The organism is Pantoea sp. X-Soil-OKNW-556 (assembly GCF_059730695.1).
The window spans coordinates 1,951,153-1,974,277 of record NZ_AP035990.1 but is presented as its reverse complement, the minus strand read 5'-3'; the positions used below and the strand labels follow the sequence as shown (position 1 = coordinate 1,974,277).

The following is a 23,125-nucleotide window of genomic DNA, read 5'->3' as shown; positions in this document are numbered from 1 at the left end:
CCGATGTTCGAGACTATTCGTAAAAATGCGCTGACGCTGGCAATTTTCGCGGTGATCACCACCGGCGTGACGGCAATCGTTAACTTTGTTACCAAGCCAACGGTTGATCATCAGACCGCGCTGCAACAGAAAAACCTGCTGGATCAGGTGGTGCCGACCGATTTGTACGACAACCACATTCAACAGGAATGTTATCTGGTCACCGATCCGGCCCTCGGCAACGGTAAACCGCACCATCTTTATCTGGCGCGCAAAGGCGATACACCGGTGGCGGTGGCGCTTGAGACTACCGCACCAGACGGCTATTCTGGAGCGATTGAAATGCTGGTGGGCGCGGATTTCCACGGTAAAGTGCTGGGCGTGCGTGTCATCGAACATCATGAAACCCCCGGCCTTGGTGATAAAATCGAGCTGCGCGTCTCTGACTGGATCAACAGTTTCAACGGCAAAGTGGTGCACGGTGCCGATGACAAAAATTTTGCAGTGAAGAAAGATGGCGGTGAATTTGACCAGTTTACCGGTGCGACCATCACCCCACGCGCGGTGGTCAATGCCACCAAACGCGCCGCGTTACTGATTGAAACCCTGCCAGCGAAACTGTCATCGCTGCCCGAATGTGGAGAGGCAAAATGAGTGAAGCGAAAAACTTACTGATCGGCGGCCTGTGGAAAAACAACTCCGCGCTGGTGCAGTTGCTCGGACTCTGCCCGCTACTGGCGGTGACCTCCACCGCCACCAACGCCCTCGGCCTTGGTCTGGCGACCACCCTGGTACTGACCATCACCAACAGCGCAATTTCCGCCTCTCGCCGTTGGGTGCCAGCGGATATTCGTATCCCGATTTATGTGATGATCATTGCCTCAGTGGTGAGCTGCGTGCAGATGCTGATCAATGCCTATGCCCACGGTTTATATCAGTCACTCGGCATTTTTATCCCGTTGATTGTGACCAACTGCATCGTGGTAGGTCGTGCAGAAGCCGTCGCGTCAAAAAGCAGTATCCCGCTTTCCGCGCTGGATGGCTTTGCCATCGGCATGGGAGCGACCTGCGCGATGGTCACCCTCGGTTCGATTCGTGAAATTATCGGTAGCGGCACCCTGTTTAACGGCGCAGACCAGTTACTCGGCCCGTGGGCGAAAGTGCTGCGTATTGAAGTGGTGCATTTTGATTCTCCGATGCTGCTGGCGATGCTGCCGCCGGGAGCGTTTATTGGCCTTGGTATGCTGCTGGCGGCAAAATACCTTATTGACCAGAAGATGAAACAACGTGCGGCCAATCGTGCCGAGACGCCCGCCGCAGAGCCGCAGGGCCAGACAGGGAAAGCGGTGTGAATCAGGATAAACGCGTACAAATTCTCACGCGTCTGCGCGATGAGAATCCCCACCCTACCACCGAGCTGAACTTTAGCTCGCCGTTTGAATTATTGATTGCGGTACTGCTCTCGGCGCAGGCCACCGATGTCAGCGTCAATAAAGCCACGGCAAAGCTTTATCCGGTGGCCAACACCCCGGCCAGCATCCTGGCGCTCGGGGTCGAGGGTGTGAAGGAGTACATCAAAACCATCGGCCTGTTTAACAGCAAAGCGGAAAACGTCATCAAAACCTGCCGAATCCTGCTGGAGCAGCATGGCGGCGAGGTGCCGGAAGATCGTGCCGCGCTGGAAGCCCTGCCCGGTGTAGGCCGCAAAACCGCTAATGTGGTGCTGAACACCGCTTTTGGCTGGCCGACCATTGCCGTCGATACCCATATCTTTCGCGTCAGCAATCGCACCCGTTTTGCCCCCGGTAAAAATGTCGAAGAAGTGGAAGAGAAGCTGCTGAAGGTGGTACCGAAAGCCTTTAAGGTTGATTGCCACCACTGGCTGATTCTGCACGGTCGCTATACTTGCGTGGCGCGCAAACCTCGCTGCGGCTCCTGCTTAATTGAAGACCTGTGCGAGTTTGACGCCAAAACCGAATAACGAGGGATGCCATGACCACTGCTGAGAATGCAGCATTAATTTTCCGGCAGTTTGGCAACCCTTCTGACGTTCTGACCTTCGAACGCACTCCGCTTGCACCGCTGGCCCCTGCGCAACTGCGCGTGCAGATGCGGTTCGCGCCGGTCAATGCCTCTGATTTGATTCCGATTACCGGTGCCTATCGTCACCGTGTCACCCCGCCACGGGTCGCGGGTTATGAAGGCGTGGGTACGGTGGTTGCCGCTCCGGCTGATTTCAGCCACTTACTGGGTCAACGGGTACTGCCTTTGCGCGGCACGGGAACCTGGCAACGCTATGTCGATTGTGATGCCGCTCTCGCCATTCCGGTGCCGGACGATATCGACAGCACGCTGGCGGCCCGCGCGTATATCAATCCGCTGGCGGCACTGTTGATGTTGAAAAACTGGTCACCCGGCAATAAACACCTGCTGCTCACCGCTGGCGGCTCGGACTGTGCGCTGCTGCTGGCGCAATGGGCGTTGCGGTGGGGGGCGCAGAGCGTAACCGCTATCTATCGTGCGCCCCGACATGCGGAACGGTTAGAGCGTCTTGCTATCGGTGCGTTGCAGCAGGATCAACATGCAGACATCCGCCAGCGCGCCGCCGGGGCCGATTTGGTGTTTGATGCCACTGGTGGCGCGGTGAGCCAGCTCATCTGGCAAGCGCTACCCACTGATGCGCAATTTATCGCCTATGGCGTGCTGACCGGTCAGCCAGTGCGCGTTAACGCCGCGCGCCCCGCCCTGCACTGGTTTCATGTCCGTCATTATCTGGATGCGCTGACGCCTGCGGCATGGCAGCAGCTGTTTGCTGAACTCTGGCCGCTGTTGCGGAGCAGCGACTGCGGCGAAGTTGCCGTGTACCCGTTTGATCAGTGGCGCGAGGCAATTCACTTTTATCACCAGTCCGGCCGCAGCCAGAAACCGTTGCTGCAACTTTCATAACCGGCAACAGCGCGCGATAAATCGCGCCGCTACGATGGACGCAAGATTTATCGCGTGGCGGCCTGCAACCACGCCACCACCAGCGGTGATAAACGGTTTTGCAGCGCAGCACGCTCCGACTGGAACAGCGTCGCAATAAAGAACGGATGATCGGTCAGTTCTATACCACGCACATCCCCTGCCAGATCCCACGAGGTGATGTGCAGGTTGCGCGTCTCCAGTGCCTTGCTGAAATCAGGATTGACCCCAAAGTTGCAGTGATAACCCTCATCACTTTGCAGTGCGTCATACGCTATCGCGATACGTGAGCCGGGTTTAAAGGTCACTTCGCCCCGCTGTTCCACCAGCGAACAGCTCAGCGGTGCAATTACCCAGCGCCCCTCTTTATCCGTTTCTGCATGGGCGGCATCGTCCCAGCCCAGCACGTTGCGCGCATACTCAATCACCGCGTATTGAAAACCACCGCAGGAACCGAGAAACGGTTTGCCGTGTTCACGCGCCCATTGAATGGTGGCGAACACCCCGGCATCGTTTTGATAGGGGCTGCCTGGCACGACCCAGATGGCATCATAGTCGGCAAAAGCGGGGATATGGATTTCGGGGGTAGCAATCCAGTCGGCGGTAACGTTGAGGCTAAGATGTTGAGCGGCAAGCTGAACTGCGGGAGGAATGGCCTGGTGCGCGACGGCACTGGCACGGTAATCGCCTACAAGGGCGACACGAACTGACTGCGTCATGGGAACGTCCTTTCGGGGAAAAAAGGAGGTTACAGCAAAGAGGTTTGGCTGTCATGTAGCGGCGCGATTTTTCGCGCGATTCCGTGCACATTGCCAGAAAGAACCGCGCAATAAATCGTGTCGCTACGGGATGTTAACCCTGTACGTAATAATCCGCTGTAGAAGCGGTCAGCGGCGCTCGGCCACGGATCGCATCGGCAATCTTCTCGGCGATCATCACTGTCGGCGCATTCAGATTGCCGGTGGTAATTTGCGGCATAATCGAGGCATCCACAACGCGCAGTTGCTGCACACCGTGCACTCGCCCGACGCTGTCCACCACATCCATCTCGCCATAGCCCATAGCACAGCTGCCACAGGGATGATAGGCCGTCTCGGCGTGTGAACGGATAAAGGCGTCAATTTGCTCGTCACTCTGCACCGCCGGGCCGGGCTGAATTTCGGCTCCGCAATAGTCGGCCAGCGCCGGTTGCCGCATGATTTCGCGCGTCAGGCGCACGGCGGCGCGAAACTCCTGCCAGTCACGTTCCTGTGACATGTAATTGAAAAAGATCGAGGGGGCAGCATAAGGATCTTGCGATGTCAGTTTCACCCGCCCACGGCTCAGGGACCGCATCGGACCGACATGCGCCTGAAAACCGTGCTCCTTCACCGGGCTGCTGCCGTTGTAATTAATCGCCACCGGCAGGAAATGGTATTGCAGATCCGGCCAGTCTGGCTGGTCATCACTACAGATAAACCCGCCCGCCTCAAACTGGTTGCTGGCCCCCACGCCCGTCCCTTTCAGCAGCCATTCCGCACCAATCGCCGGTTGGTTCCACCACTGCAATGCCGGATAGAGACTCACCGGCTGCTTGCAGCGATATTGCATGTAAATCTCCAGATGATCCTGCAAATTGCGGCCAACGCCGGGCAACGCGTGCACCACCTCGATCTCCAGTTCACGCAGCCACTCCTCGGGGCCAACCCCGGAACGTTGCAGAATTTGTGGCGAACCGATGGCCCCGGCACATAACAATACCTCACGTCGTGCCTGCGCCTGCTGCGGCTTACCTTTGACCAGCCAGCGCACACCGGTAGCGGTTTTGCCGTCAAAGATAATCCGGTCGGTCTGTGCATGGGTGATGATGCTGAGATTTGGGCGCGCCTTCGCCACATCGAGGTAGCCGCGTGCGGTACTGGAACGGCGGCCCTGTGGCGTCACAGTACGATCCATCGGCCCAAACCCCTCCTGACGATAACCGTTGAGGTCATCGGTTTCTGCGTGTCCGGCCTGTCTGGCGGCATCAACAAAAGCGCGATACAGCGGGTTGTTGCCGGTTTTCGCCGTGGTCACGCTGAGATAGCCTTCTGCGCCATGATAATCGTTGGCACCGGCATCACGTTTTTCTGCCTTGCGAAAATAGGGCAGACAGTTGCGATAGGCCCAGTTCGCCAGCCCGGTTTTCTTCGCCCAGTTATCGTAATCCAGCGCGTTGCCACGGATATAACACATGCCGTTGATCAACGATGAACCGCCCAGCCCCTTACCCCGCCCGCACTCCATACGGCGCTGATTCATCTGCGGTTCCGGGTCGGTTTCATACGCCCAGTTATAACGCTTACCCTGCAATGGATAAGCCAAAGCGGCTGGCATTTGGGTACGGAAGTCCCAGCGGTGATCGCGACCGCCCGCTTCCAGTAACAGTACCGATACGTCAGCATCCTCAGTTAAACGGGTGGCCAGCACATTGCCTGCGGAGCCTGCACCAATAATGATGTAATCAAATTTCTGCATTCAACCTCCTGTTCGCCCCGGCGGCACGCCGCCGGGGATGAAAACTCAAAATGCGCTCGGGTAGTCGCCCAGCTCAATCAACACAGATTTGGTGCGCGTATAGTTTTGCAACGTTACGATGCCGTTTTCACGCCCCAGCCCGGATTGCTTATATCCTCCCACCGGCATCGGTGCGGGTGATTCGCCCCAACTGTTGACCCAACAGATCCCTGCTTCGAGTTGATGGGTAACACGGTGGGCGCGATTAAGGTCGCGGGTGAAAATCCCGGCGGCCAGCCCCAGCTCGGTATCGTTAGCCCGGCGAATCACCTCTTCTTCGCTGTCGAACCTGAGGATGCTCATCACCGGGCCAAAAATCTCCTCACGCACAATGCGCATCTCATCGTGGCAATCGCTGAACACCGTTGGTTCGATATAACAACCCCGCGCCAACGGGCCGTCGATGATGCGATGACCACCCGCCAGCAGACGTGCACCCTGCTCCTTGCCGAGTTTCAGGTAGCTTTCGACTTTGCGGCAGTGCTGTTCGCTGACCAGCGGGCCGAAGTTCACCGAGGCATCCAGTGGATCGCCCATACGGATGCCCTGCATTTTCTCCAGCAGACGCTGCTCGAACCGGACCTGAATACTGTGATGGACAAACACCCGGGTGCCATTGGTACATACCTGGCCGCTGCTGTAGAAATTCGCCATTAGCGCGCCATCGACGGCACGTTCCAGGTCGGCATCGGCAAACACAATCAGCGGCGATTTGCCCCCCAGTTCCATGGTGACTTCTTTCAGATTGGCGAGCGCGGCATCCGCCATCACCCGTTTACCGGTATTCACTTCGCCGGTGAAGGAGACTTTGTCGATGCGCGGATGTTGACTCAGCGCCTGACCCACCTCACCCGCGCCCTGCACCACGTTAAATACCCCATCCGGCAATCCGGCTTCGCTGTAGATTTTTGCCAGCGCCAGGGCGCTCAGCGGCGTCACTTCGCTGGGTTTAAACACCATGGCATTGCCCGCTGCGAGGGCCGGGGCGCTTTTCCACAACGCGATTTGGATTGGGTAGTTCCATGCACCAATCCCGGCACAGACGCCCAGTGGTTCGCGCCGGGTGTACACCAGGGCGGTGTCACGCAGTGGGATCTGCTCGCCCTGCAATGCCGGAGCCAGACCGGCGTAATACTCCAGCACATCCGCTCCGGTGACGATATCAACCGCGGCAGTTTCGCTGATTGGCTTACCGGTATCCGCCGTTTCCAGTTCCGCCAGCGCCTGATTACGTTCGCGCAATAAAGCCACGGCTTTCAGCAACACGCGGCTGCGCTCCACTGGGGTATAGCTTCGCCAGATGCGCTGTCCTTCACAGGCAGAGGAAACTGCACGATCGACATCTTCCTGACTGGCGGCGGTGATCTCCGCCAGCACCTGGCCGTTAGCCGGGTTGACGCTGGTAAACAGCGGTCCGTAGCCCGGACACTCCTGACCATTGATATATAAGCCGCGGCGCGTGATCTCAGCCATATGTTCTCCTCAGGATGGGGTAGGCCCGGCGGCGGCCAGCCACAGGGCAAGATTCTGATAACAGAGTTGGCGCGCCTGCGCCAATCCCTGTGCCATTGGCTGCGGTGCTAATGTCATCCGTAGCCACAGTCCGTCAATTAACGCTGCCAGACTGCTGCCGGCCGCGCGGGCCTGCTCACGCGGCAAAACGCGGGCATATTGCGCGGTGATGTTCGACCACAGGCGTTTGTCATTAATACGCTGCAAACGTTGCAGGTTGTCGTGATGCAGGCTGCTGGTCCAGAACACCAGCCAGGTAGTGAGCACCGGCCCTTCGACCTGCGACGGGTCGAAATTGCCATCAATAATGGCGCGGATCTGCGCTTCCGGCGTGTCATCTGCCAGCCGTCTCTGCCGCTCCACCGCCAGATAAAGATCGGCGAGGATTTGCCGCATACAGGCGTCCAGCAGACCGTTTTTGTCGCCAAAGTAATGGCTGACGATGCCGGTCGACACCCCGGCTTGTTTGGCTATCAGCGCGATGCTGGCCTCAGCCAGCCCCACACGGTCAATCACCGTCAGGGTCGCCTGAATCAACTGCGCCTGCCGAATGGCTTTCATTCCTGTTTTTGGCATGGTGTTCATCGGTTGTGTATATGGAATGTGAAAAAGTGTAGTTATTTTATATTGAATGTTCAATCAATAAAAAACTCCTTCTCATCCTTTCCCGCTGCTATTAGCGGAATTTGCTTTTACTCCCTTAAAGCTGTTGCTTATGCCTGATACCGGCTTGAATGGCGTTTTTTATCTGCCTGAAAAGGGCTACGCAAACGTTTTCTTTTTTTACATGAGAAAATAAATCGTATTTTTGTGCGCAGGATCAACTAATTAGCGCGCTGGAATCTTTGCACTGGTTTTTTTTGTTTAATTATCAACCTATCGTGCTTAACAATACGCCATTAACAGGTTTATTTATTGTTTATGTTTCATACAGCAGACATATCTCCTGAAATTAAGAATAATCGCAGTTTATATCATGAAAATGATCTTAACGATCTGCAAACCAACCGATTATCCTGATATAATGTCATCACTCGGGATTTAACACTGATTAACAACTTTTTATTATTGCTTTAACCCTACCCTTCACAGGTATTTCAGCGTGTAAAAAGTACTTGCCCTGCTGGCCTGATTCAGCCAAATTAGGCGCCGTTTTTCCTATCTAATAACAATGTTGCGCAGGATTTACCCAACCTGACGCAGACTTAATTCCTGTCAAAAAACAGGCTATGTATAAACTGAGGTACTCGTGTCAACTGCAAACAAACACACTGATGAGGCAGTCAGCCTCAACGCGTTCAAGCAACCGAAAGCGTTCTACCTGATCTTCTCGATCGAACTGTGGGAACGTTTTGGTTACTACGGCCTGCAAGCCATTATGGCGGTTTACCTGGTGAAACAGCTGGGGATGTCGGAAGCAGATTCCATCACCCTGTTCACCTCGTTTAGTGCGCTGGTTTACGGTTTGGTCGCCATTGGCGGCTGGCTGGGTGATAAAGTGCTGGGCACCAAACGTGTCATCGTCCTCGGGGTGATGGTTCTGGCGCTGGGTTATGCTTCTGTCGCCTTCTCCGGTCATGACACCACCATGGTGTATGTCGGTATGGCCACCATTGCGGTGGGTAGCGGCCTGTTTAAAGCCAACCCGTCTTCCCTGCTCTCCACCTGCTACGAGAAAGACGACCCGCGTATCGACGGCGCATTCACCATGTTCTACATGTCGATCAACATCGGTTCGCTGTTCTCCATGATGCTGACACCGTGGCTGGCGGCGAAGTATGGCTGGGGCGCGGCATTCTCGCTGTCGGTTGTTGGTCTGGTGATCACCCTGCTGAACTTCCTGTTCTGTCAGCGTCTGGTGAAGGGTTACGGTTCCAAACCTGATTTCGCTCCGCTGCAGATCAACAAATTGCTGATGACGCTGGTTGGCGTGGTGGCATTGATCGCCCTGGCGACCTGGCTGCTGCATCATCAGAGCATCGCGCGCATGGCGCTGGGTGTGATTGCGATTGGTATCGTGATGGTGTTTGCCAAAGAAGCCTTTGCTTTGCAGGGCGCGGCACGCCGTAAAATGATCGTCGCCTTCCTGCTGATGGTTGAAGCCATCGTGTTCTTCGTGCTGTACATGCAGATGCCGACCTCGCTGAACTTCTTCGCCATCCGTAACGTTGAGCATGCCATTCTCGGCATCACCTTCGAACCGGAGCAGTTCCAGGCGCTTAACCCGTTCTGGATCATGCTTGCCAGCCCGATTCTGGCAGCGGTGTACAACAAGATGGGCGACAAACTGCCAATGCCGCACAAGTTTGCCATCGGTATGGTGCTGTGTTCTGGTGCCTTCCTGGTGCTGCCATTTGGTGCCAAATTCGCGAACGAAGCGGGCATCGTGTCAGTCAACTGGCTGATTCTCAGCTATGCATTGCAGAGCGTGGGCGAGCTGATGATTTCTGGCCTTGGCCTGGCGATGGTGGCTCAGCTGGTTCCACAGCGTCTGATGGGCTTTATCATGGGTTCTTGGTTCCTGACCACCGCAGGTGCTGCGATGATCGCCGGTAAAGTGGCTAACCTGATGGCCGTGCCGAGTGATGTCACCGATCCGCACACGTCGCTGGCGGTGTACAGCCATGTGTTCCAGCAGATTGGTATCGCGACCGGGGTGATTGCTATCCTGATGCTGATCACCGCCCCGCTGCTGAACCGCATGACACAGGACGATACCCAGACTGAATTGCAGCGCGCCAACGCCAATTCCTGATTCTGCGGTTCAGTCCGGAAAAACGATCAAGCCGTCATCCCCTGGGATGGCGGTTTTTTTATGCGGCGGTGTCTGCTTGCCAGCAGGCACCCACGCCTAACCGCATCACCTGCTGCGGCGTAAACCACAAACGCCGGATAACCTTCCCTTCTGCGTTGCTCGCGGCCCAATCGATGGTCATCTCACCCTGCAAGTGCAGCGCGGTACCCAATTGCCAGTCCGGGATCAACAGCGCACAGCGCGCATCCAGCAACAAATTGCCCAGGGTATTCATATAACGGTTACCGGGAAAATCATCGAACGACAGTAACCCAGAGTCATGCCAGCGCAGAAAACCGGCAGGACCACCGCGATGTGAAATATCCATACTGCCGGACGGAGAACCGCTGGCGATAAAAAACGTTTGGCTGCGACTGAGATGCTGCCGGTCTTCAACACTTAAGGATGTGGCTTGTGCAATCTCGACCTGTTGCTCCGCCGGAAAATGCCACGGATATTGATGGATATATTGCGGACAGTTGCCAAAGCTCTCGTGAATTCGCATCACCAGATGTTCTGGCCCGATCGCCGCAACTTCCCCACTGGCGCGGTTGCGGCGCCGTGTGGCGAAATCAATGCCGAGGATGGCCAGCGCATCGCCTTCCGCCAACGGTTGTAATAGCGCTGCACGCTGGAGCGCGTGGGTGCTGATCGCCAGGTAGTGCTCATCCAGCGGCTGGATGAAACCGGGTTCAGCCATCAATAAATGCGCCAGCGGCCAGCCCTGGCTATCGCGTTGCGCCAGTAGCAGATAGGGCAATTGCGCAAAAAACATCTGGTGCTGCAACGGCATCTGATCGTAAATTGCGGCCCGTACCTGGCTAAAACCTGCCAGTTGCTGGGCGCGTTGTTCACCGGGATGAAACATTTTCGCTTTCCTCGGGAAGGGGTAATGGCGGTAGCGACTCAAAGCCGGATAGCGCCTCGACCTGGGCCAGCCACTGACGAATGGCGGGCCACGGCTGTAATGAAATGCCGCCCTGGGGGGCACAAGCCACGTACGCGTAACAAGCCAGGTCGGCGATGGTCGGCAGCTCACCTGCCAGCCAGCGTTGCGTGCTTAAATGCGCTTCCATCTGTGGCAGAAAACGCGCCGCCACGCTGCACGCCGAGGCGTAGTCTTCCGGGGTGTGAAATTGTTTGATTAAACGCGCTGATCCAACGCCATAACGAATCTCTCCCGCTGCTTTCCCCAGCCACAACTGCACCTGGGCGGCAACCACCGGCTCATCCGGCAGCCAGTGGCTGTCCGGTGCGTAGCGGCGCACCAGATACACCAGAATGGCGTTACTGTCGTAAATCACGACCTCGTCATCCACCAGCACCGGAATTTGCTGCCACGGATTCAACTGGCGAAATTCAGCTTGCTGGCGCAAAGCCGCCGCCGCTTCAATACATTGATAATCCAGTTGCAGCATATTCAGTAATAGTCGGACACGGTGCGCATGGCCAGATAACGGTGTGCTGTACAGTTTCATGATGATCTCCTTTTTTGCTTAGCTTACTCTTGTGATTTACGTAATGAAGATCGGGTTACGACAAGAGACTGTTACCAAATCAGGAATAATGATGGACAGATTCGATGAGCTACAGGTGTTTGTCACCGTCATTCAACAAGGTAGCCTGGCGGCAGCCGCCCGTCGTTTGCAGCGTTCGCCGCCGGTCATCACCCGTACTCTGGCGGCGCTGGAGCAGCGCTTCGGCACCACCTTAATTGAACGCACCACGCGCCAACTGGCTCCTACCGAAGCCGGTTGGCAACTGTTTGAGCAGGCACGCCAGTTGCTGACCGATTATCAGGCCGCAATGGAGAGCGCCCACCATAGCGGATTGCAGGGGCTGCTGCGCGTCACTGCCCCGGTTCAGTTTGGCCGCCGCCATGTGATGCCGTTGGTGAACGCCTTCCTGGCGCTTCATCCGGAAATTCAGCTGGAGTTGGTACTCAGCGACAGCTATCAGGACTTGATCGATAACGGGCTGGATATCGCGCTACGCATCGGTGAACTTCAGGATTCCTCGATGGTGGCACGTCGGGTCGGCGAGGTACGCAGTATGCTGATTGCCAGCCCGGATTATCTACAACGCGCAGGTATTCCGCAGCATCCCTCCACACTGAGCGAACATGCGCTGATTGCCGGGATACGGCAGACACGAGAATGGCGATTTGCGCGTGATGTGCGGGTGCGTATTACCCCTCGACTGCGCGTGAATGAAGTGGAGAGTCAGCTGCTGGCATTGCGCAGCCACCAGGGGATTGGGCGTCTACTCTCCTATCAGGTGCTGGACGATCTGCACGCGGGAACATTGATCCGTTTATTGCCGGAGTGGGAACCTGCCGCCTTGCCGGTACAGTTGGTGACGCAACGAGTAAGGAACATGACGCCGAAAGTCCGTCAGTTCTGGGATTTTGCACTGACGCGTTTGCCCGCACTCGCCTGCTTTCATGAAGAAAATTACGCTATCAGCCACGATTCCTGATCGGTATCACTGGCAAATCTTTTTCGCCGAATTATGCTGGTTTGATCACAACAAACCGAGGAGAGGCCATGATGAAACTCTATTGTAAGCCCGGTGCCTGCTCGCTATCGCCACACATCGTGATGCGCGAATGCGGGCTGGACTTCACACAGGTTAATGTCGACCTGCAACTGAAACGTACCGAGCGAGGAGAGGATTACTGGCAGATAAACCCGAAAGGACAGGTACCGGCTTTACAGTTTGATGATGGCACGTTACTGACGGAGGGTACGGCGATTGTGCAGTATCTGGCCGATCAAAAACCCGATCGCCACCTGTTGGCGCCGACCGGGAGTCTCACCCGTTATCACACACTGGAGTGGCTCAGTTTTATCGGTACTGAATTGCACAAAGGCTTCAGCCCCTTGTTCCGAAAGGACACCCCCGCAGAATACAAAGAGCTGGTGCGTGAACAGCTAATCAAAAAATTCGCCATCGCAAATCAGGCGTTACAGGATAAACAGTGGCTGATGGGGCTGCGTTTTACCGTGGCGGATGCCTACCTGTTTGTGGTGACGCGCTGGGCGCATGCGTTACAACTGGATTTGAGTGGGTTTACGGCGCTGAATAGCTGGTTTGATCGGGTGGCAGAACGCCCGGCGGTACAGGCGGCGCTGAAAGCGGAAGGTCTGGTCTGATGCGTCGCGGCGCGATTTATCGCGCCGCGACGGGCTGTTACAGTTTTTCCGCCGCGAAATGCTGCGTCGGTTGCGCAATGGCATCCTGTGCCGCCACCAGTTGCAGTTCGTACTCGCCCATTTCATGGGTTTTCAGCATAACTTCATACACCGCTGCCGTGACGTGCTCCAGCGCATCACGCAGCGACTTGCCGTGCAGCAGATCGACCAGCAGCAGCCCGCTGGTGAGATCACCGACGCCGACCGGCTGACGTACGCCAAAATCGACCAGTGGGCGGTCGATATGCCAGCATTCATCGGCAGTGACCAGCAACATCTCAAAACGGTCGCTGCGACGTCCGGCACGCGCCAGATGTTTCACCAGCACCACTTTTGGTCCCTGAGCAATCAGCTCACGAGCCGCAACCACCGCCTGTTCAACATTGGCAATGCTGTGCCCGCTCAGCATCTCCAGCTCCAGCAGGTTCGGTGCAATAATATCGCTGGCCGGGAGCGCCATTTTGCAATGAAACTCCGCCACACCCGGCGCAACAATGCAGCCTTTTTCCGGGTGCCCCATGACCGGATCACAGAAGTACCAGGCATTCGGGTTAGCGGCTTTTACCTGGCGCACAATCTCCAGAATCTGCTCACCCTGCTCGGCGGAACCCAGATAGCCACTCAGCACCGCATCACAGGTCTTCAATCGATCGATAGCGGCGATGCCCTGCACAATATCGGTCAGATGGGTGGCTGGCATCACGGTGCCGGTCCAGTGGCCATACTGCGTGTGGTTGGAGAACTGCACGGTATTCAGCGGCCAGACGTTGGCACCCATACGACGCATGGGAAACTCTGCCGCGCTGTTGCCAGCGTGGCCGTAAACAACATGAGACTGGATTGCGAGAATATTTTTCATTATTGCCCTGTACTGCCTTGCCATAAAAAAAGGGCCGGAAACCGGCCCTGAATTGCTTACTGCCAGTTAATCAGGCAGTAGTGTTTTTTGCCGCGACGCAGCAGCGTGAAGCGCCCAAACAGTTTGTCGCTGTCGCTGAAACGGTATTCGGCGTCAGATTGTTTTTCACCGTTCAGAGAAACCGCGTTCGAACCGATCATGGTACGTGCCTGGCCGCGTGAAGGCACCAGCTCCGCTTTGACCAGCGCCTGTTGCAGGTCATCTTCGGCGGTCAGGTTGATGGTCGGCATACCGTCCTGTGCCAGCTGCTCGAAATCCGCTTCGGTCATATCGCTCAGGCTGCCAGAGAACAGGCTCTCGGTAATGCGTTTGGCCGCAGTCAGGCCCGCATCGCCATGCACCAGTCGTGTTACCTGCTCTGCCAACACGTACTGCGCGCGAGGTGCGGTACCGCTGTTTTTGTCGGCTTCTTCCAGCGCATTGATCTCTTCAATGCTCATGAAGGTGAAGAATTTCAGGAAGCGATACACATCCGCATCTGCGGTGTTGATCCAGAACTGGTAGAACTTATACGGACTGGTTTTCTTCGCATCGAGCCACACCGCGCCACCTTCGGTTTTACCGAACTTGGTACCGTCAGACTTGGTGATCAACGGCACGGTCAGACCCCAGGTCTGCTGCTGGTGCAGGCGACGGGTTAAATCGATACCGGAGGTGATGTTGCCCCACTGGTCGGAACCGCCAATTTGCAGCACCACGCCATAACGCTTGTTCAACTCGGCAAAGTCATAACCCTGCAACAGGTTGTAGGAGAATTCGGTGTAGGAGATACCCTGATCTTCACGGTTAAGACGCTGTTTGACCGCTTCTTTGTTGATCATCTGGTTCACAGAGAAGTGTTTACCGATATCACGCAGGAAGGTCAGCACATTCATGCCACCAAACCAGTCATAGTTATTGGCGGCGATGGCGCTGTTGTCGCCACAATCGAAACTGAGGAATGGCGCGACCTGATGGCGGATTTTCTCCACCCACTCGCCCACGGTTTCAGTGGTATTCAGTTTACGTTCTGCTGCTTTAAAGCTGGGATCGCCAATCAGACCGGTGGCACCACCCACCAGCGCGACCGGTTTATGTCCGGCATCCTGAAAACGTTTCAGGCAGAGCAGCGGCACCAGATGGCCCAAGTGCAAGCTATCAGCGGTGGGATCAAAGCCGCAATAGAGTGCAATTGGCCCTTGCGCCAGTCGCTCTGCTAACGCTTCCTCGTCCGTTACCTGGGCAATCAAGCCCCTCTCTTGCAATTGTTGTATCAGGTTACTGCTGGTCATCACTGACTCCAAATTGATCAGACTGCACCTATGCTGGTACACAGCTTTCCGCTGATTTGCGGAAGTGAAAAAAATGAGGGCTATAGCATAAAGCGCTGACGCCAACTGCGCCAGCGTTGAAAGGGGTTAAAACGCAGTTTTACGGGGCGAGACGGTCGATTGACCAGCCATTGTCCTGACGTTGATAGAGGAAGCGATCGTGCAGCCGATGTTCTCCCCCTTGCCAGAACTCCATCGTGTGGAATTTTACCCGGAATCCGCCCCAGAAACTCGGCAGGGGCACTTCACCTTGCTGGAACTTCTGCTTCAATTCAAGGAACTTGCCTTCCAGCACGCCACGAGCGGAAATGCGGCTCGACTGCTTCGAAACCCAGGCACCAATCTGGCTGTCACGCGGACGGCTATGGAAATACTTTAACACCTCCAGTGCCGACAGTTTCTCGACTTCGCCCAGCACCATCACCTGACGTTCAAGATAGTGCCACGGGAAGTGCAGCGAGATGCGCGGATTGTCCGCCAACTGTAACGCCTTACGGCTACCGAGATTGGTGTAAAACACCATTCCTTTGTCATCGTAGTGCTTAAGCAACACGATGCGCTGATAAGGCTGGCCGCTGCTGTCTACCGTCGCCACCGTCATGGCGGTGGGATCGGGCAGTTGCGCGGCACACGCCTGTTGTAGCCACTGTTCAAACAGCGCCAGAGGTTCCTCTGGCAGGTCTTTACGCCGCAAACCACCACGGGTGTATTCACGACGCAGGTGGGCAATATTTTGCAAACTGTCACTGTCGCTCATGCTGTTTACTCTTTCTTTAACGATTACTGGGCGGAACCATCCGCATTCTGCAATTCGCAGTCATTAATCACAATTTTATCGTTACGCTCGATAAAAGCGCCATTCCCTTTCGACCAGAAGACGTAAGTGCCGTCACTGTAGCGCGTACCGGAAGCGGCAACGGTCTGGGTCAAGGTCAGTGCTTTGCCATCAAGAATAAAACTGACCTGCTGACGCGGGTTATCCAGGGTTACGGTTAGCGGCAACGTACCGCAACGGTAATGTAACTTTTGCGGTGCTTCGGCGGGTTTATGCATTAAACCACAACCGCTCAGCAGCAGTACGCCGCCCACTAAAATCGCCTTTTTCATCCTGACTCCTTAACGTGTCTGCCGGGAATTGGCCGGATAGATGGCACCCAGCACGCTCATTTCGCGCGCGCCAGTCACCGCCGGTAAATTGCCCGGTAAGCCGGACAAGGTGCGGAACGCCAGCCAGGCAAAGGCCAGCGCTTCCATATCATCGCCGCTGATACCGGCCTGGTCAGTGGTGTTGACCTCCGTACCGGGCAGCATTGCCGCCAGACGGGCCATCAACAGCGGGTTACGGCTGCCGCCACCGCATACTAACAGGCGATCGCAGCCATCATTCAGTTGTACCTGCTGCGTAATGGTCAGCGCGGTGAGTTCGGTCAGTGTCGCCTGTACATCCTGCGCAGCCAGTGCCGGGAAGCGTTGTAATTGTTGCTCGACCCATCCGAGGTTGAAATATTCGCGTCCGGTGCTTTTTGGCGGCGGTAAGGCGAACCAGGGATCGGCCAGCATCTGATCAAGTAGCGCCGGGACCACCTGCCCACTGCGCGCCCAGGCGGCATCTTTGTCGTAGGGCTGGCCTTTGTGACGCCAAATCCACGCATCAATCAACATATTACCCGGCCCGGTATCAAAGCCGCGCACCGCATGGCCTGGCAGTAACAACGAGAGGTTGGCAATCCCGCCGATGTTCAACACCATGCGCCGCTCAACGCTGTCCATTAATAAAGCCTGGTGAAACGCCGGTACTAACGGAGCACCCTGCCCGCCCAACGCCATATCGCGGCGGCGAAAATCCCCGACCACGGTCACGCCGGTGGCAGCAACAATTTGGTTATTATCACCAATCTGTAAGGTGTTAGGCGCATCACTTAACGGCTCATGCCACACCGTTTGTCCGTGGCAACCTATTGCCATGATATCGCTGGCCTCCAGCGACTGCTGGCGCATCAGGGTTAATACCGCTTCTGCGAACAGCTTACCCAGACGGTTATCGAGCTGCCCCAATTGCGACAAGGTCAGAGATTGTCCCTGACAGATCGCCAGCACCTGCTGCCGCAAATCTTGTGGTATCGGATGACAGTAGCTCGCCTGCTGCGCCACCATATGTTCATCGATCGCCGCCAGCACCACATCGACACCGTCAAGACTGGTACCGGACATCACCCCGATATAGCGTCCTGATTTCATAACTTTTCCTTACTCGCCTACGAGCAAATGATTCATCTTTGAGTAGCCTGGCAAATTACGCAGGCTAATTCTATGATTAAATTCCGCTTTTTAAGCACATTGCGTAGCGCATTCCAGGTTAAAATATTTCGTGTTCAATTGAATTTTTGTTGAGATGCAATGGTCTATGCTTCGCCTCCAACCGCGTATTATCCGGACGAAGAGTCAATTGCCAGTTTTGTGTCTTATACTCTGTGCAGAACAGGATGAGAACACGGCACATTTTTGCATGAAGGAGCTTTCTGATGATTAAGCGTTTTCTGGTCGTCTCCCTTGCCGGCTTAACGCTGGCAGGTTGTGTGAGTAACGACACCCTTTCTGGTGATGTCTACAGTGCCAGTGAAGCGAAACAAGTACAGAGCGTTTCTTACGGTACGCTGGTTTCCGTTCGCCCGGTCAAGATTCAGGGCGGTGACGAAAACAATGTTATTGGTGCCATCGGTGGTGCCGTATTAGGTGGCTTCCTCGGTAACACCATCGGCGGCGGAAGCGGCCGTAGCCTGGCAACCGCAGGCGGTGCCGTGCTCGGCGGTGTAGCTGGCCAGGGCGTGCAGAGCACCCTGAATAAGAGTGACGGTGTCGAACTGGAAATCCGTAAAGATGACGGCAACACCATCATGGTGGTGCAGAAACAGGCCGCCACCCGTTTCTCTGTCGGCCAGCGTGTTGTGATGGCATCTAACGGCAGCCAGGTTACCGTGTCACCGCGCTAAACCCGCGCGTAGTCGATCAAGACACCCTGCCAGAATCCGGAAATGGACTTCATTTCCGGATTTTTTATGCCCGTAAGGTTGACACTAGTGCTGCTGCGGCAGCATATGAAAGATAATGTCACTACCCATTTTTTTCTTTAACGTCGATTTATGGATATAAACACTTTTCACGCTACAACCCAGTAAGGTGGCTATTTCGTTCACAGTACTGCCGTTGTATATCATCTTTAACACATGCATTTCTCGTTCAGTTGCTGCCGGAGCTTTAATCCGCTTAGTCCTGCTGCCACAGAGCCTGTTTTTCAAATCGGCCATAAAACAATCCAACCCCGCATCGGTAGGAATAACAGCTTTGATACTGGCTGATTTCCGCCACCAATAATGCGCAATCGCCATCATTCTTCTGTCAGGGATCAGAACAATTTCCATGCCACACGCAGAGAAAACCGTTAGCCACTCATCATTAATGAATAAACCGAGATGTCTCAGTGAGAAATCAACAATCAGAGTGTCCTCACTCAGCTCACAGCCATTACTTTTAAAAACTAACTCATGTAATGCCAGTTTTAAATAATCATTACCTTCAGGCCAAAGTACTAACTTTTTATCCGTACAAAACTCTACTTTAAATGTTTCGTCGTGATGCACACGACAACCAAGCCGACATCCCATGCAGCTCAGCGCGTCAACGATCCTATGTTCCAAAAAGGCTCACCTCATCCTTGTGTTACCGCCGCTCCTGTTCACCGGGGTAAATTACGCAGAGTGGTGACTGTTGAGAAATAAGATTCCTCTCAGAATATTTTTATTTACCTTTTTAAAGATTTCGCAGATAGAATTACCTACTTCTGCTGATCAGGATCAAAGATTACGTTTGTTAAACGCTTCATAGCGAAAGTACATATCACAAGCCATCATAAACTCATGATGGTATTGCCACCAGGTATGCAAAAAGCAATAACCCATACAAGGTAGAAAACAGAACAAAAAGTACCACTCAAAACGGATTTGCCACTGCAACAGGCTAAGTGCTGTGCTTACCGCAACAATCCATACCGCCAGAATGAACAACACTATAATAATCCTGATGATTAATGGCCACGAGGATAAACGACTGAACGGAACCGATTTTGAAAAGAAGAAGTCGATTTCTTTTAAGAAGATACGCCCCAAAAATACATATCTTTTGGATATACGAGCGAATGCTAAATTTATCGCCAGGACAATAGTACAAAGAATCAGCATAGCCACCATCAGTCTTATGGACAAGAAACCCTCCCGCAAGGAAAAGCCTTCCTGCTGTGCTAAAGGGCTAACTGAGATGACATTCAGTAACGTGACAGTGAAGAGACAGACACTAACATACTGATAAAGGTGTCGGTATTTCACACCTGGTGCAGCAGAAGTCAGCACCTGACGAATATACACTGGTCTGAGCCATCTGAATACCAGGTAAACAATGCAAGATGAAGTAATATAAAAACAAAGAACCGAATACATCGTTGCAGGCAATGACAGCCAGCCAGTTGCAATAATCCAGAACATCCATAGCATAAGCGTACTGATGATTACGGGACGGGAGACAACATTCAGCAACTTACCACAAGGCTTCTCAGAGAAAACATTTACATCGACACGACCAATAACACAGCTATACGCCCAAAAAGCCTTGAGGTCATAAATGAAATTAAACAGCACGATAGCCAATAATGCGCTGACCGGCCAAACATTGTGCTGCGTTAATTGATAATCATTATTCTTCCAGTAAAAACCCACAACGACCAGAATCACAGCGAAGAAAAATGGAATAACTCTCTTATCCTGAAAAGAGATAAATTTCTGATAATCTGGAATCATAAGGCACCAGTAATGGTTCGACAATGTTGCGTCATTTCCGATGTAAAACCAGGAAAATCCTTCAGCATATGGCCGAGGTAGGCCTTGTTACTGACCTCAATCAGCACCGGTGTTAATGGATGGCTTAATAAGCGCGCCATCGAATCGGTCCACTTTACGGTATGGGTTAAATGCAGCGCCAGATTGTGTTTAATCTTCTCCGGTGCGTATTCCGCACAACCCGTCACATTCATCAACATGTCGAAATCTGGGCGTTTAATCTCCACCGTCGCTAAAAAATTGCGCATTTGCTTTACCCCTTGCGCCATTAAACGGGTATGCCAGGCTCCACTCACGCCGGGTTTGAAAGCATCAAAGCCATGCCGGGCCAATAGCGGGACAAATGCCGTGAGCGCAGCGGATGTCCCGCCAATAACCTGTTGATGGGGACTGTTGTCGCAACTGACATCCAACTCAATATCCGAACGCGCAATCAGTTCAGTCATTGTGTGATAATCGATACCCTTCACGACATACATCGTCCCACTATTTTCTTTGCTTAATTCGTGCATCAACTGTGATCGGAAATGGATTATTTTAAACAAGTCCGCCAGGGAAACAGCCTTCGCGGCATATAACGCACTGTATTCGCCGACACTATGACCGCAGCAACCCACTGTTGTCTCGACATTGAGTTTATCAAGCAACAGAGTATACAGCGTTACATTTATCGCCGTGACCGCCACTTGCTGGCAAGGTGTTTGCACCAATTTATTCATTGGACCTTTTAAGCAAAGACGACGAATATCCATCTGCGAAATATCGCTCGCACAATCCCAAATCTGCCGTGCTTGCTGATTGATATGCCATAAATCAGCCCCCATCCCGATAACCGGATTGCCCTGCCCCGAAAACATAAGCGCGACAGCAGGCGCGTGTTTATCATCCATAATAAGACCTTAAAATGTATAATTAAAACCGATATACGTTGCGAGTGTCTCGCCAAACAGACCGAATTCGCTATTGTTTTTTCCAGCCATTATATAAACCCCGGTGTAAACCTCCATCTGGTTATTTAATGACTTAAGCTGTCTGATATAAGTTATTCCTGTCATCGAACTCTTATCCATCAGGTTAATGGCCGACCAGGGCTGTAGACGATCTTGCTCATTAAGAAGAATAGTGGCATAGCTGTTGATATAATGTTTCCCCAGGAGGTTACCGTTACTGCTGGCGTTATAGATCTCGGAAGCCATTAAATATTTATAGGCGTCAAATGCCCTCTCCAGTGAAGGATAGGGCGTTTTCTGACTAAGAAAATTGATCACATCGGTCTGTTTTTTCCATTGCCGTGCCGAATAGCCTTCGCTCTGAAAATAATAGCCAATGCCAAAGTGGTCAAAACGCTCCGTGGTATATTGGACTCCCAGCGCCAGCTCCCAACCTTGCTTTTCTCTGGTGTGATAAAGTGCATCTGGAAAAACATAATTTTGTAACTGCTCAGCCTTTGCCTCATCCAGATGTCGCCATCGCTGTTTACTGTGCAAAGCCAGTTCGCTATTGAAGGTGAGTTGTTGAGATAAATTATAACTGTTTGCCAATGCAATCGTGTTTGCATCACCGAACATCAGGCTGGCCGACGATGTATGATCAGCAAAACGGTAATCGGTATAGGTCAACAAATAACGATCGCGGCTGTTTGAACGTTGGGTTGCTGACCAGTTAGCAGAAGACTCATACGTTTTACCCGCCTGCGCCAATTTTGGCGCGATGGTAAGTGACAGCGAATTATTTTCGTTCGTCTCAGACAGCTCAAATCCCCAGGATGATTCCGCCCAGACCTGATTCAATGCCGGATGGTATATTCGTGTCGATTTAAATCCACCACCGTAATTACTTAACAGATTCGCTGGAGATTTAAGGTAAAATAAGCCGCTTTTGTTACTTATTTTTCCCGCCTCCAGCCTGACGGTATCAGACAGGTTATAGGTCAGGCTTAATCGGTCAAACAGTAATCTCGCCCGTTGATCATCTTGCTCAAAGACCCCGCCATCCCTGACTGGATAATAAGTCAGCCCATACAGTGCGACATTCAGCCTTATTTGCTCATCCACGAATAAACAGCGATTGCTGTATTTCACCACCAGGTCGGTATAACCATTATCAGTGCGCCAGGGATCGTTCCCGCCAATCTGCCAGCTCGCGGGTCTTTTGCGCACCGCAGACATCTGACCGAATAACGCCATATTAGCGTCAGACAGACAGGCTGACACCCTTTCTCCAGGCAGCATCGCGAGAGGGAGCACCAACCAGCGCAGAGAAGACATCAAAGATCCCCTCGCTGAATAGACTCACGGGTGAACTGTGACGCTGGCAACGATTCGTACCTGAGATCGCTGTATTCCATAACCGAATAACCGTTGCCATGACGGGTATCAGTAACGACAATTTGTGCCGGCCGTACCTTGCCCAGCAACGGTTTATAGTCGCGGTACTCCACCTCTTTCATCAGTTTGTCATCAAGCGAGTAATAAGAGGCTTTATACGGACGATAGCTCCCCTTTTCGACCAGGTATTTCACTTTCGGCCAGGTCACTTGCGATGACTTACGTTGCAGATCCAATTGGTAGCAAATATGAACACCGCAAGGCTGTTCATCCAGCAGCCTTGCGTTATAAGCATCTTCAAAGTTAGTGACAATGACATCGCCATTTGCGATCTGCCCTAACAACCTTTGCTGTCGGGAGATCGGAACAGGACGACGCAATTCCGGCGTGTAGAACCATAGATCATACCAGTCCGACAGCATCACTTTGCCTTTATCGCGCGCTGGAAAGATAAAACGCACCAGCGACCGCGCTTCAGCCTGACGATTACCCTCAGGTTTCAGAAAGCGCATGGATATATCCAGAATCTGCTTATTTCTGGGTTCTGAGCTCCCTGAAGGGTATTCCAGTACCGTCACCGTGTAACGAAAGGGTTTATCCGGTGAACGGATAGCATCCGACAGCCGGATAATATCCTGTGCAGACTCTCCCCATGTGGCAGTCGATATAAAAAACAGCAGCGATAAAGCGGTACAACCTTTCATA

The 23,125-nt window shown here is 53.7% G+C and carries 24 protein-coding genes; 8 read left to right on the top strand and 16 right to left on the bottom strand.

The annotated features are described in order from the left end of the window. The first annotated feature begins 3 nt into the window (after positions 1 to 3). From rsxG to AC6I8T_RS09160, 4 genes are read left to right on the top strand one after another with little or no spacing between them, the layout of a single operon-like run. Positions 4 to 633 carry an electron transport complex subunit RsxG gene (rsxG, locus tag AC6I8T_RS09175; RefSeq protein WP_021185194.1) on the top strand — a complete coding sequence of 210 codons (630 nt, stop codon included), beginning with the start codon at positions 4 to 6 and terminating at the stop codon, positions 631 to 633. After that, the gene (locus AC6I8T_RS09170; RefSeq protein WP_208725368.1) at positions 630 to 1,331 is read left to right on the top strand and encodes an electron transport complex subunit E; all 702 of its coding nucleotides are present in this window, start codon (positions 630 to 632) and stop codon (positions 1,329 to 1,331) included. The genes rsxG and AC6I8T_RS09170 overlap by 4 nt, the downstream gene beginning before the upstream one ends. Then, the gene (gene nth / locus AC6I8T_RS09165) at positions 1,328 to 1,960 is read left to right on the top strand and encodes an endonuclease III (protein WP_021185196.1); all 633 of its coding nucleotides are present in this window, start codon (positions 1,328 to 1,330) and stop codon (positions 1,958 to 1,960) included. The genes AC6I8T_RS09170 and nth overlap by 4 nt, the downstream gene beginning before the upstream one ends. Before the next feature lie 11 nt (positions 1,961 to 1,971). After that, positions 1,972 to 2,925, top strand: a complete 954-nt coding sequence (locus AC6I8T_RS09160) for a zinc-dependent alcohol dehydrogenase family protein (RefSeq protein ID WP_208725367.1) — start codon at positions 1,972 to 1,974, stop codon at positions 2,923 to 2,925. A gap of 47 nt (positions 2,926 to 2,972) precedes the next feature. Here AC6I8T_RS09160 and AC6I8T_RS09155 read toward each other — a convergent pair whose 3' ends face one another. From AC6I8T_RS09155 to betI, 4 genes are all read right to left on the bottom strand, one after another. Beyond that, positions 2,973 to 3,662, bottom strand: coding sequence for a CTP synthase C-terminal region-related (seleno)protein (locus tag AC6I8T_RS09155; RefSeq protein WP_497833731.1), 690 nt, complete (start codon positions 3,660 to 3,662; stop codon positions 2,973 to 2,975). 133 nt (positions 3,663 to 3,795) lie between these two features. After that, entirely contained in the window at positions 3,796 to 5,439 is a 1,644-nt protein-coding gene (gene betA / locus AC6I8T_RS09150) for a choline dehydrogenase (protein ID WP_497833730.1), read from the bottom strand. 45 nt (positions 5,440 to 5,484) lie between these two features. Beyond that, a complete protein-coding gene (gene betB, locus AC6I8T_RS09145) occupies positions 5,485 to 6,951 on the bottom strand; it encodes a betaine-aldehyde dehydrogenase (protein WP_208725365.1) in 1,467 nt (488 codons plus the stop codon). A 9-nt stretch (positions 6,952 to 6,960) separates the two neighbouring features. Then, positions 6,961 to 7,566 (bottom strand): transcriptional regulator BetI, encoded by a 606-nt coding sequence (gene betI / locus AC6I8T_RS09140; RefSeq protein WP_036626912.1) that lies wholly within the window; start codon positions 7,564 to 7,566, stop codon positions 6,961 to 6,963. 673 nt (positions 7,567 to 8,239) lie between these two features. On the opposite strand from betI, the gene dtpA reads away from it, so the two are divergent. Next, positions 8,240 to 9,745, top strand: coding sequence for a dipeptide/tripeptide permease DtpA (dtpA, locus tag AC6I8T_RS09135; RefSeq protein WP_497833729.1), 1,506 nt, complete (start codon positions 8,240 to 8,242; stop codon positions 9,743 to 9,745). A gap of 58 nt (positions 9,746 to 9,803) precedes the next feature. Here the strand turns inward: dtpA and AC6I8T_RS09130 are convergent, their stop codons facing one another. After that, the gene (locus tag AC6I8T_RS09130; RefSeq protein WP_497833728.1) at positions 9,804 to 10,652 is read right to left on the bottom strand and encodes a pyridoxamine 5'-phosphate oxidase family protein; all 849 of its coding nucleotides are present in this window, start codon (positions 10,650 to 10,652) and stop codon (positions 9,804 to 9,806) included. After that, entirely contained in the window at positions 10,636 to 11,262 is a 627-nt protein-coding gene (locus AC6I8T_RS09125) for a glutathione S-transferase family protein (protein ID WP_497833727.1), read from the bottom strand. Before AC6I8T_RS09125 ends, AC6I8T_RS09130 begins: the two co-directional genes overlap by 17 nt. Before the next feature lie 91 nt (positions 11,263 to 11,353). On the opposite strand from AC6I8T_RS09125, the gene AC6I8T_RS09120 reads away from it, so the two are divergent. Both AC6I8T_RS09120 and gstA read left to right on the top strand, forming a co-directional pair. After that, entirely contained in the window at positions 11,354 to 12,262 is a 909-nt protein-coding gene (locus AC6I8T_RS09120) for a LysR family transcriptional regulator (protein WP_208725531.1), read from the top strand. 71 nt (positions 12,263 to 12,333) lie between these two features. Continuing rightward, positions 12,334 to 12,939 (top strand): glutathione transferase GstA, encoded by a 606-nt coding sequence (gstA, locus tag AC6I8T_RS09115; protein WP_208725530.1) that lies wholly within the window; start codon positions 12,334 to 12,336, stop codon positions 12,937 to 12,939. Positions 12,940 to 12,976: 37 nt separating this feature from the next. On the opposite strand, the gene pdxY is transcribed toward gstA, so the two are convergent. The 5 genes from pdxY to anmK form a co-directional block, all read right to left on the bottom strand. Next, positions 12,977 to 13,840 (bottom strand): pyridoxal kinase PdxY, encoded by an 864-nt coding sequence (gene pdxY, locus AC6I8T_RS09110; protein ID WP_200864673.1) that lies wholly within the window; start codon positions 13,838 to 13,840, stop codon positions 12,977 to 12,979. A 53-nt stretch (positions 13,841 to 13,893) separates the two neighbouring features. Then, positions 13,894 to 15,168 carry a tyrosine--tRNA ligase gene (gene tyrS / locus AC6I8T_RS09105; protein WP_208725361.1) on the bottom strand — a complete coding sequence of 425 codons (1,275 nt, stop codon included), beginning with the start codon at positions 15,166 to 15,168 and terminating at the stop codon, positions 13,894 to 13,896. Positions 15,169 to 15,307: 139 nt separating this feature from the next. Continuing rightward, a complete protein-coding gene (gene pdxH, locus AC6I8T_RS09100) occupies positions 15,308 to 15,964 on the bottom strand; it encodes a pyridoxamine 5'-phosphate oxidase (RefSeq protein ID WP_497833726.1) in 657 nt (218 codons plus the stop codon). 23 nt (positions 15,965 to 15,987) lie between these two features. After that, positions 15,988 to 16,314, bottom strand: coding sequence for an MliC family protein (locus AC6I8T_RS09095; protein ID WP_021185210.1), 327 nt, complete (start codon positions 16,312 to 16,314; stop codon positions 15,988 to 15,990). Positions 16,315 to 16,323: 9 nt separating this feature from the next. Beyond that, a complete protein-coding gene (anmK, locus tag AC6I8T_RS09090; RefSeq protein WP_208725359.1) occupies positions 16,324 to 17,445 on the bottom strand; it encodes an anhydro-N-acetylmuramic acid kinase in 1,122 nt (373 codons plus the stop codon). A gap of 284 nt (positions 17,446 to 17,729) precedes the next feature. Between anmK and slyB the strand changes: the two genes are divergently transcribed. Next, on the top strand, positions 17,730 to 18,197 hold the full coding sequence (slyB, locus tag AC6I8T_RS09085) for an outer membrane lipoprotein SlyB (protein WP_013508888.1): 468 nt from the start codon (positions 17,730 to 17,732) through the stop codon (positions 18,195 to 18,197). A gap of 84 nt (positions 18,198 to 18,281) precedes the next feature. Here slyB and AC6I8T_RS09080 read toward each other — a convergent pair whose 3' ends face one another. The 5 genes from AC6I8T_RS09080 to AC6I8T_RS09060 form a co-directional block, all read right to left on the bottom strand. After that, a complete protein-coding gene (locus AC6I8T_RS09080; protein ID WP_208725358.1) occupies positions 18,282 to 18,902 on the bottom strand; it encodes a helix-turn-helix transcriptional regulator in 621 nt (206 codons plus the stop codon). A gap of 156 nt (positions 18,903 to 19,058) precedes the next feature. Beyond that, on the bottom strand, positions 19,059 to 20,054 hold the full coding sequence (locus tag AC6I8T_RS09075; protein WP_497833725.1) for a YcdU family protein: 996 nt from the start codon (positions 20,052 to 20,054) through the stop codon (positions 19,059 to 19,061). Continuing rightward, positions 20,051 to 20,983 carry an ACP S-malonyltransferase gene (locus AC6I8T_RS09070; protein WP_497833724.1) on the bottom strand — a complete coding sequence of 311 codons (933 nt, stop codon included), beginning with the start codon at positions 20,981 to 20,983 and terminating at the stop codon, positions 20,051 to 20,053. Before AC6I8T_RS09070 ends, AC6I8T_RS09075 begins: the two co-directional genes overlap by 4 nt. A 9-nt stretch (positions 20,984 to 20,992) precedes the next feature. Then, positions 20,993 to 22,360 carry a hypothetical protein gene (locus tag AC6I8T_RS09065; protein WP_497833723.1) on the bottom strand — a complete coding sequence of 456 codons (1,368 nt, stop codon included), beginning with the start codon at positions 22,358 to 22,360 and terminating at the stop codon, positions 20,993 to 20,995. Then, positions 22,360 to 23,124 carry an outer membrane lipoprotein-sorting protein gene (locus AC6I8T_RS09060; RefSeq protein WP_497833722.1) on the bottom strand — a complete coding sequence of 255 codons (765 nt, stop codon included), beginning with the start codon at positions 23,122 to 23,124 and terminating at the stop codon, positions 22,360 to 22,362. Before AC6I8T_RS09060 ends, AC6I8T_RS09065 begins: the two co-directional genes overlap by 1 nt. Between the last annotated feature and the right edge of the window lies 1 nt (position 23,125).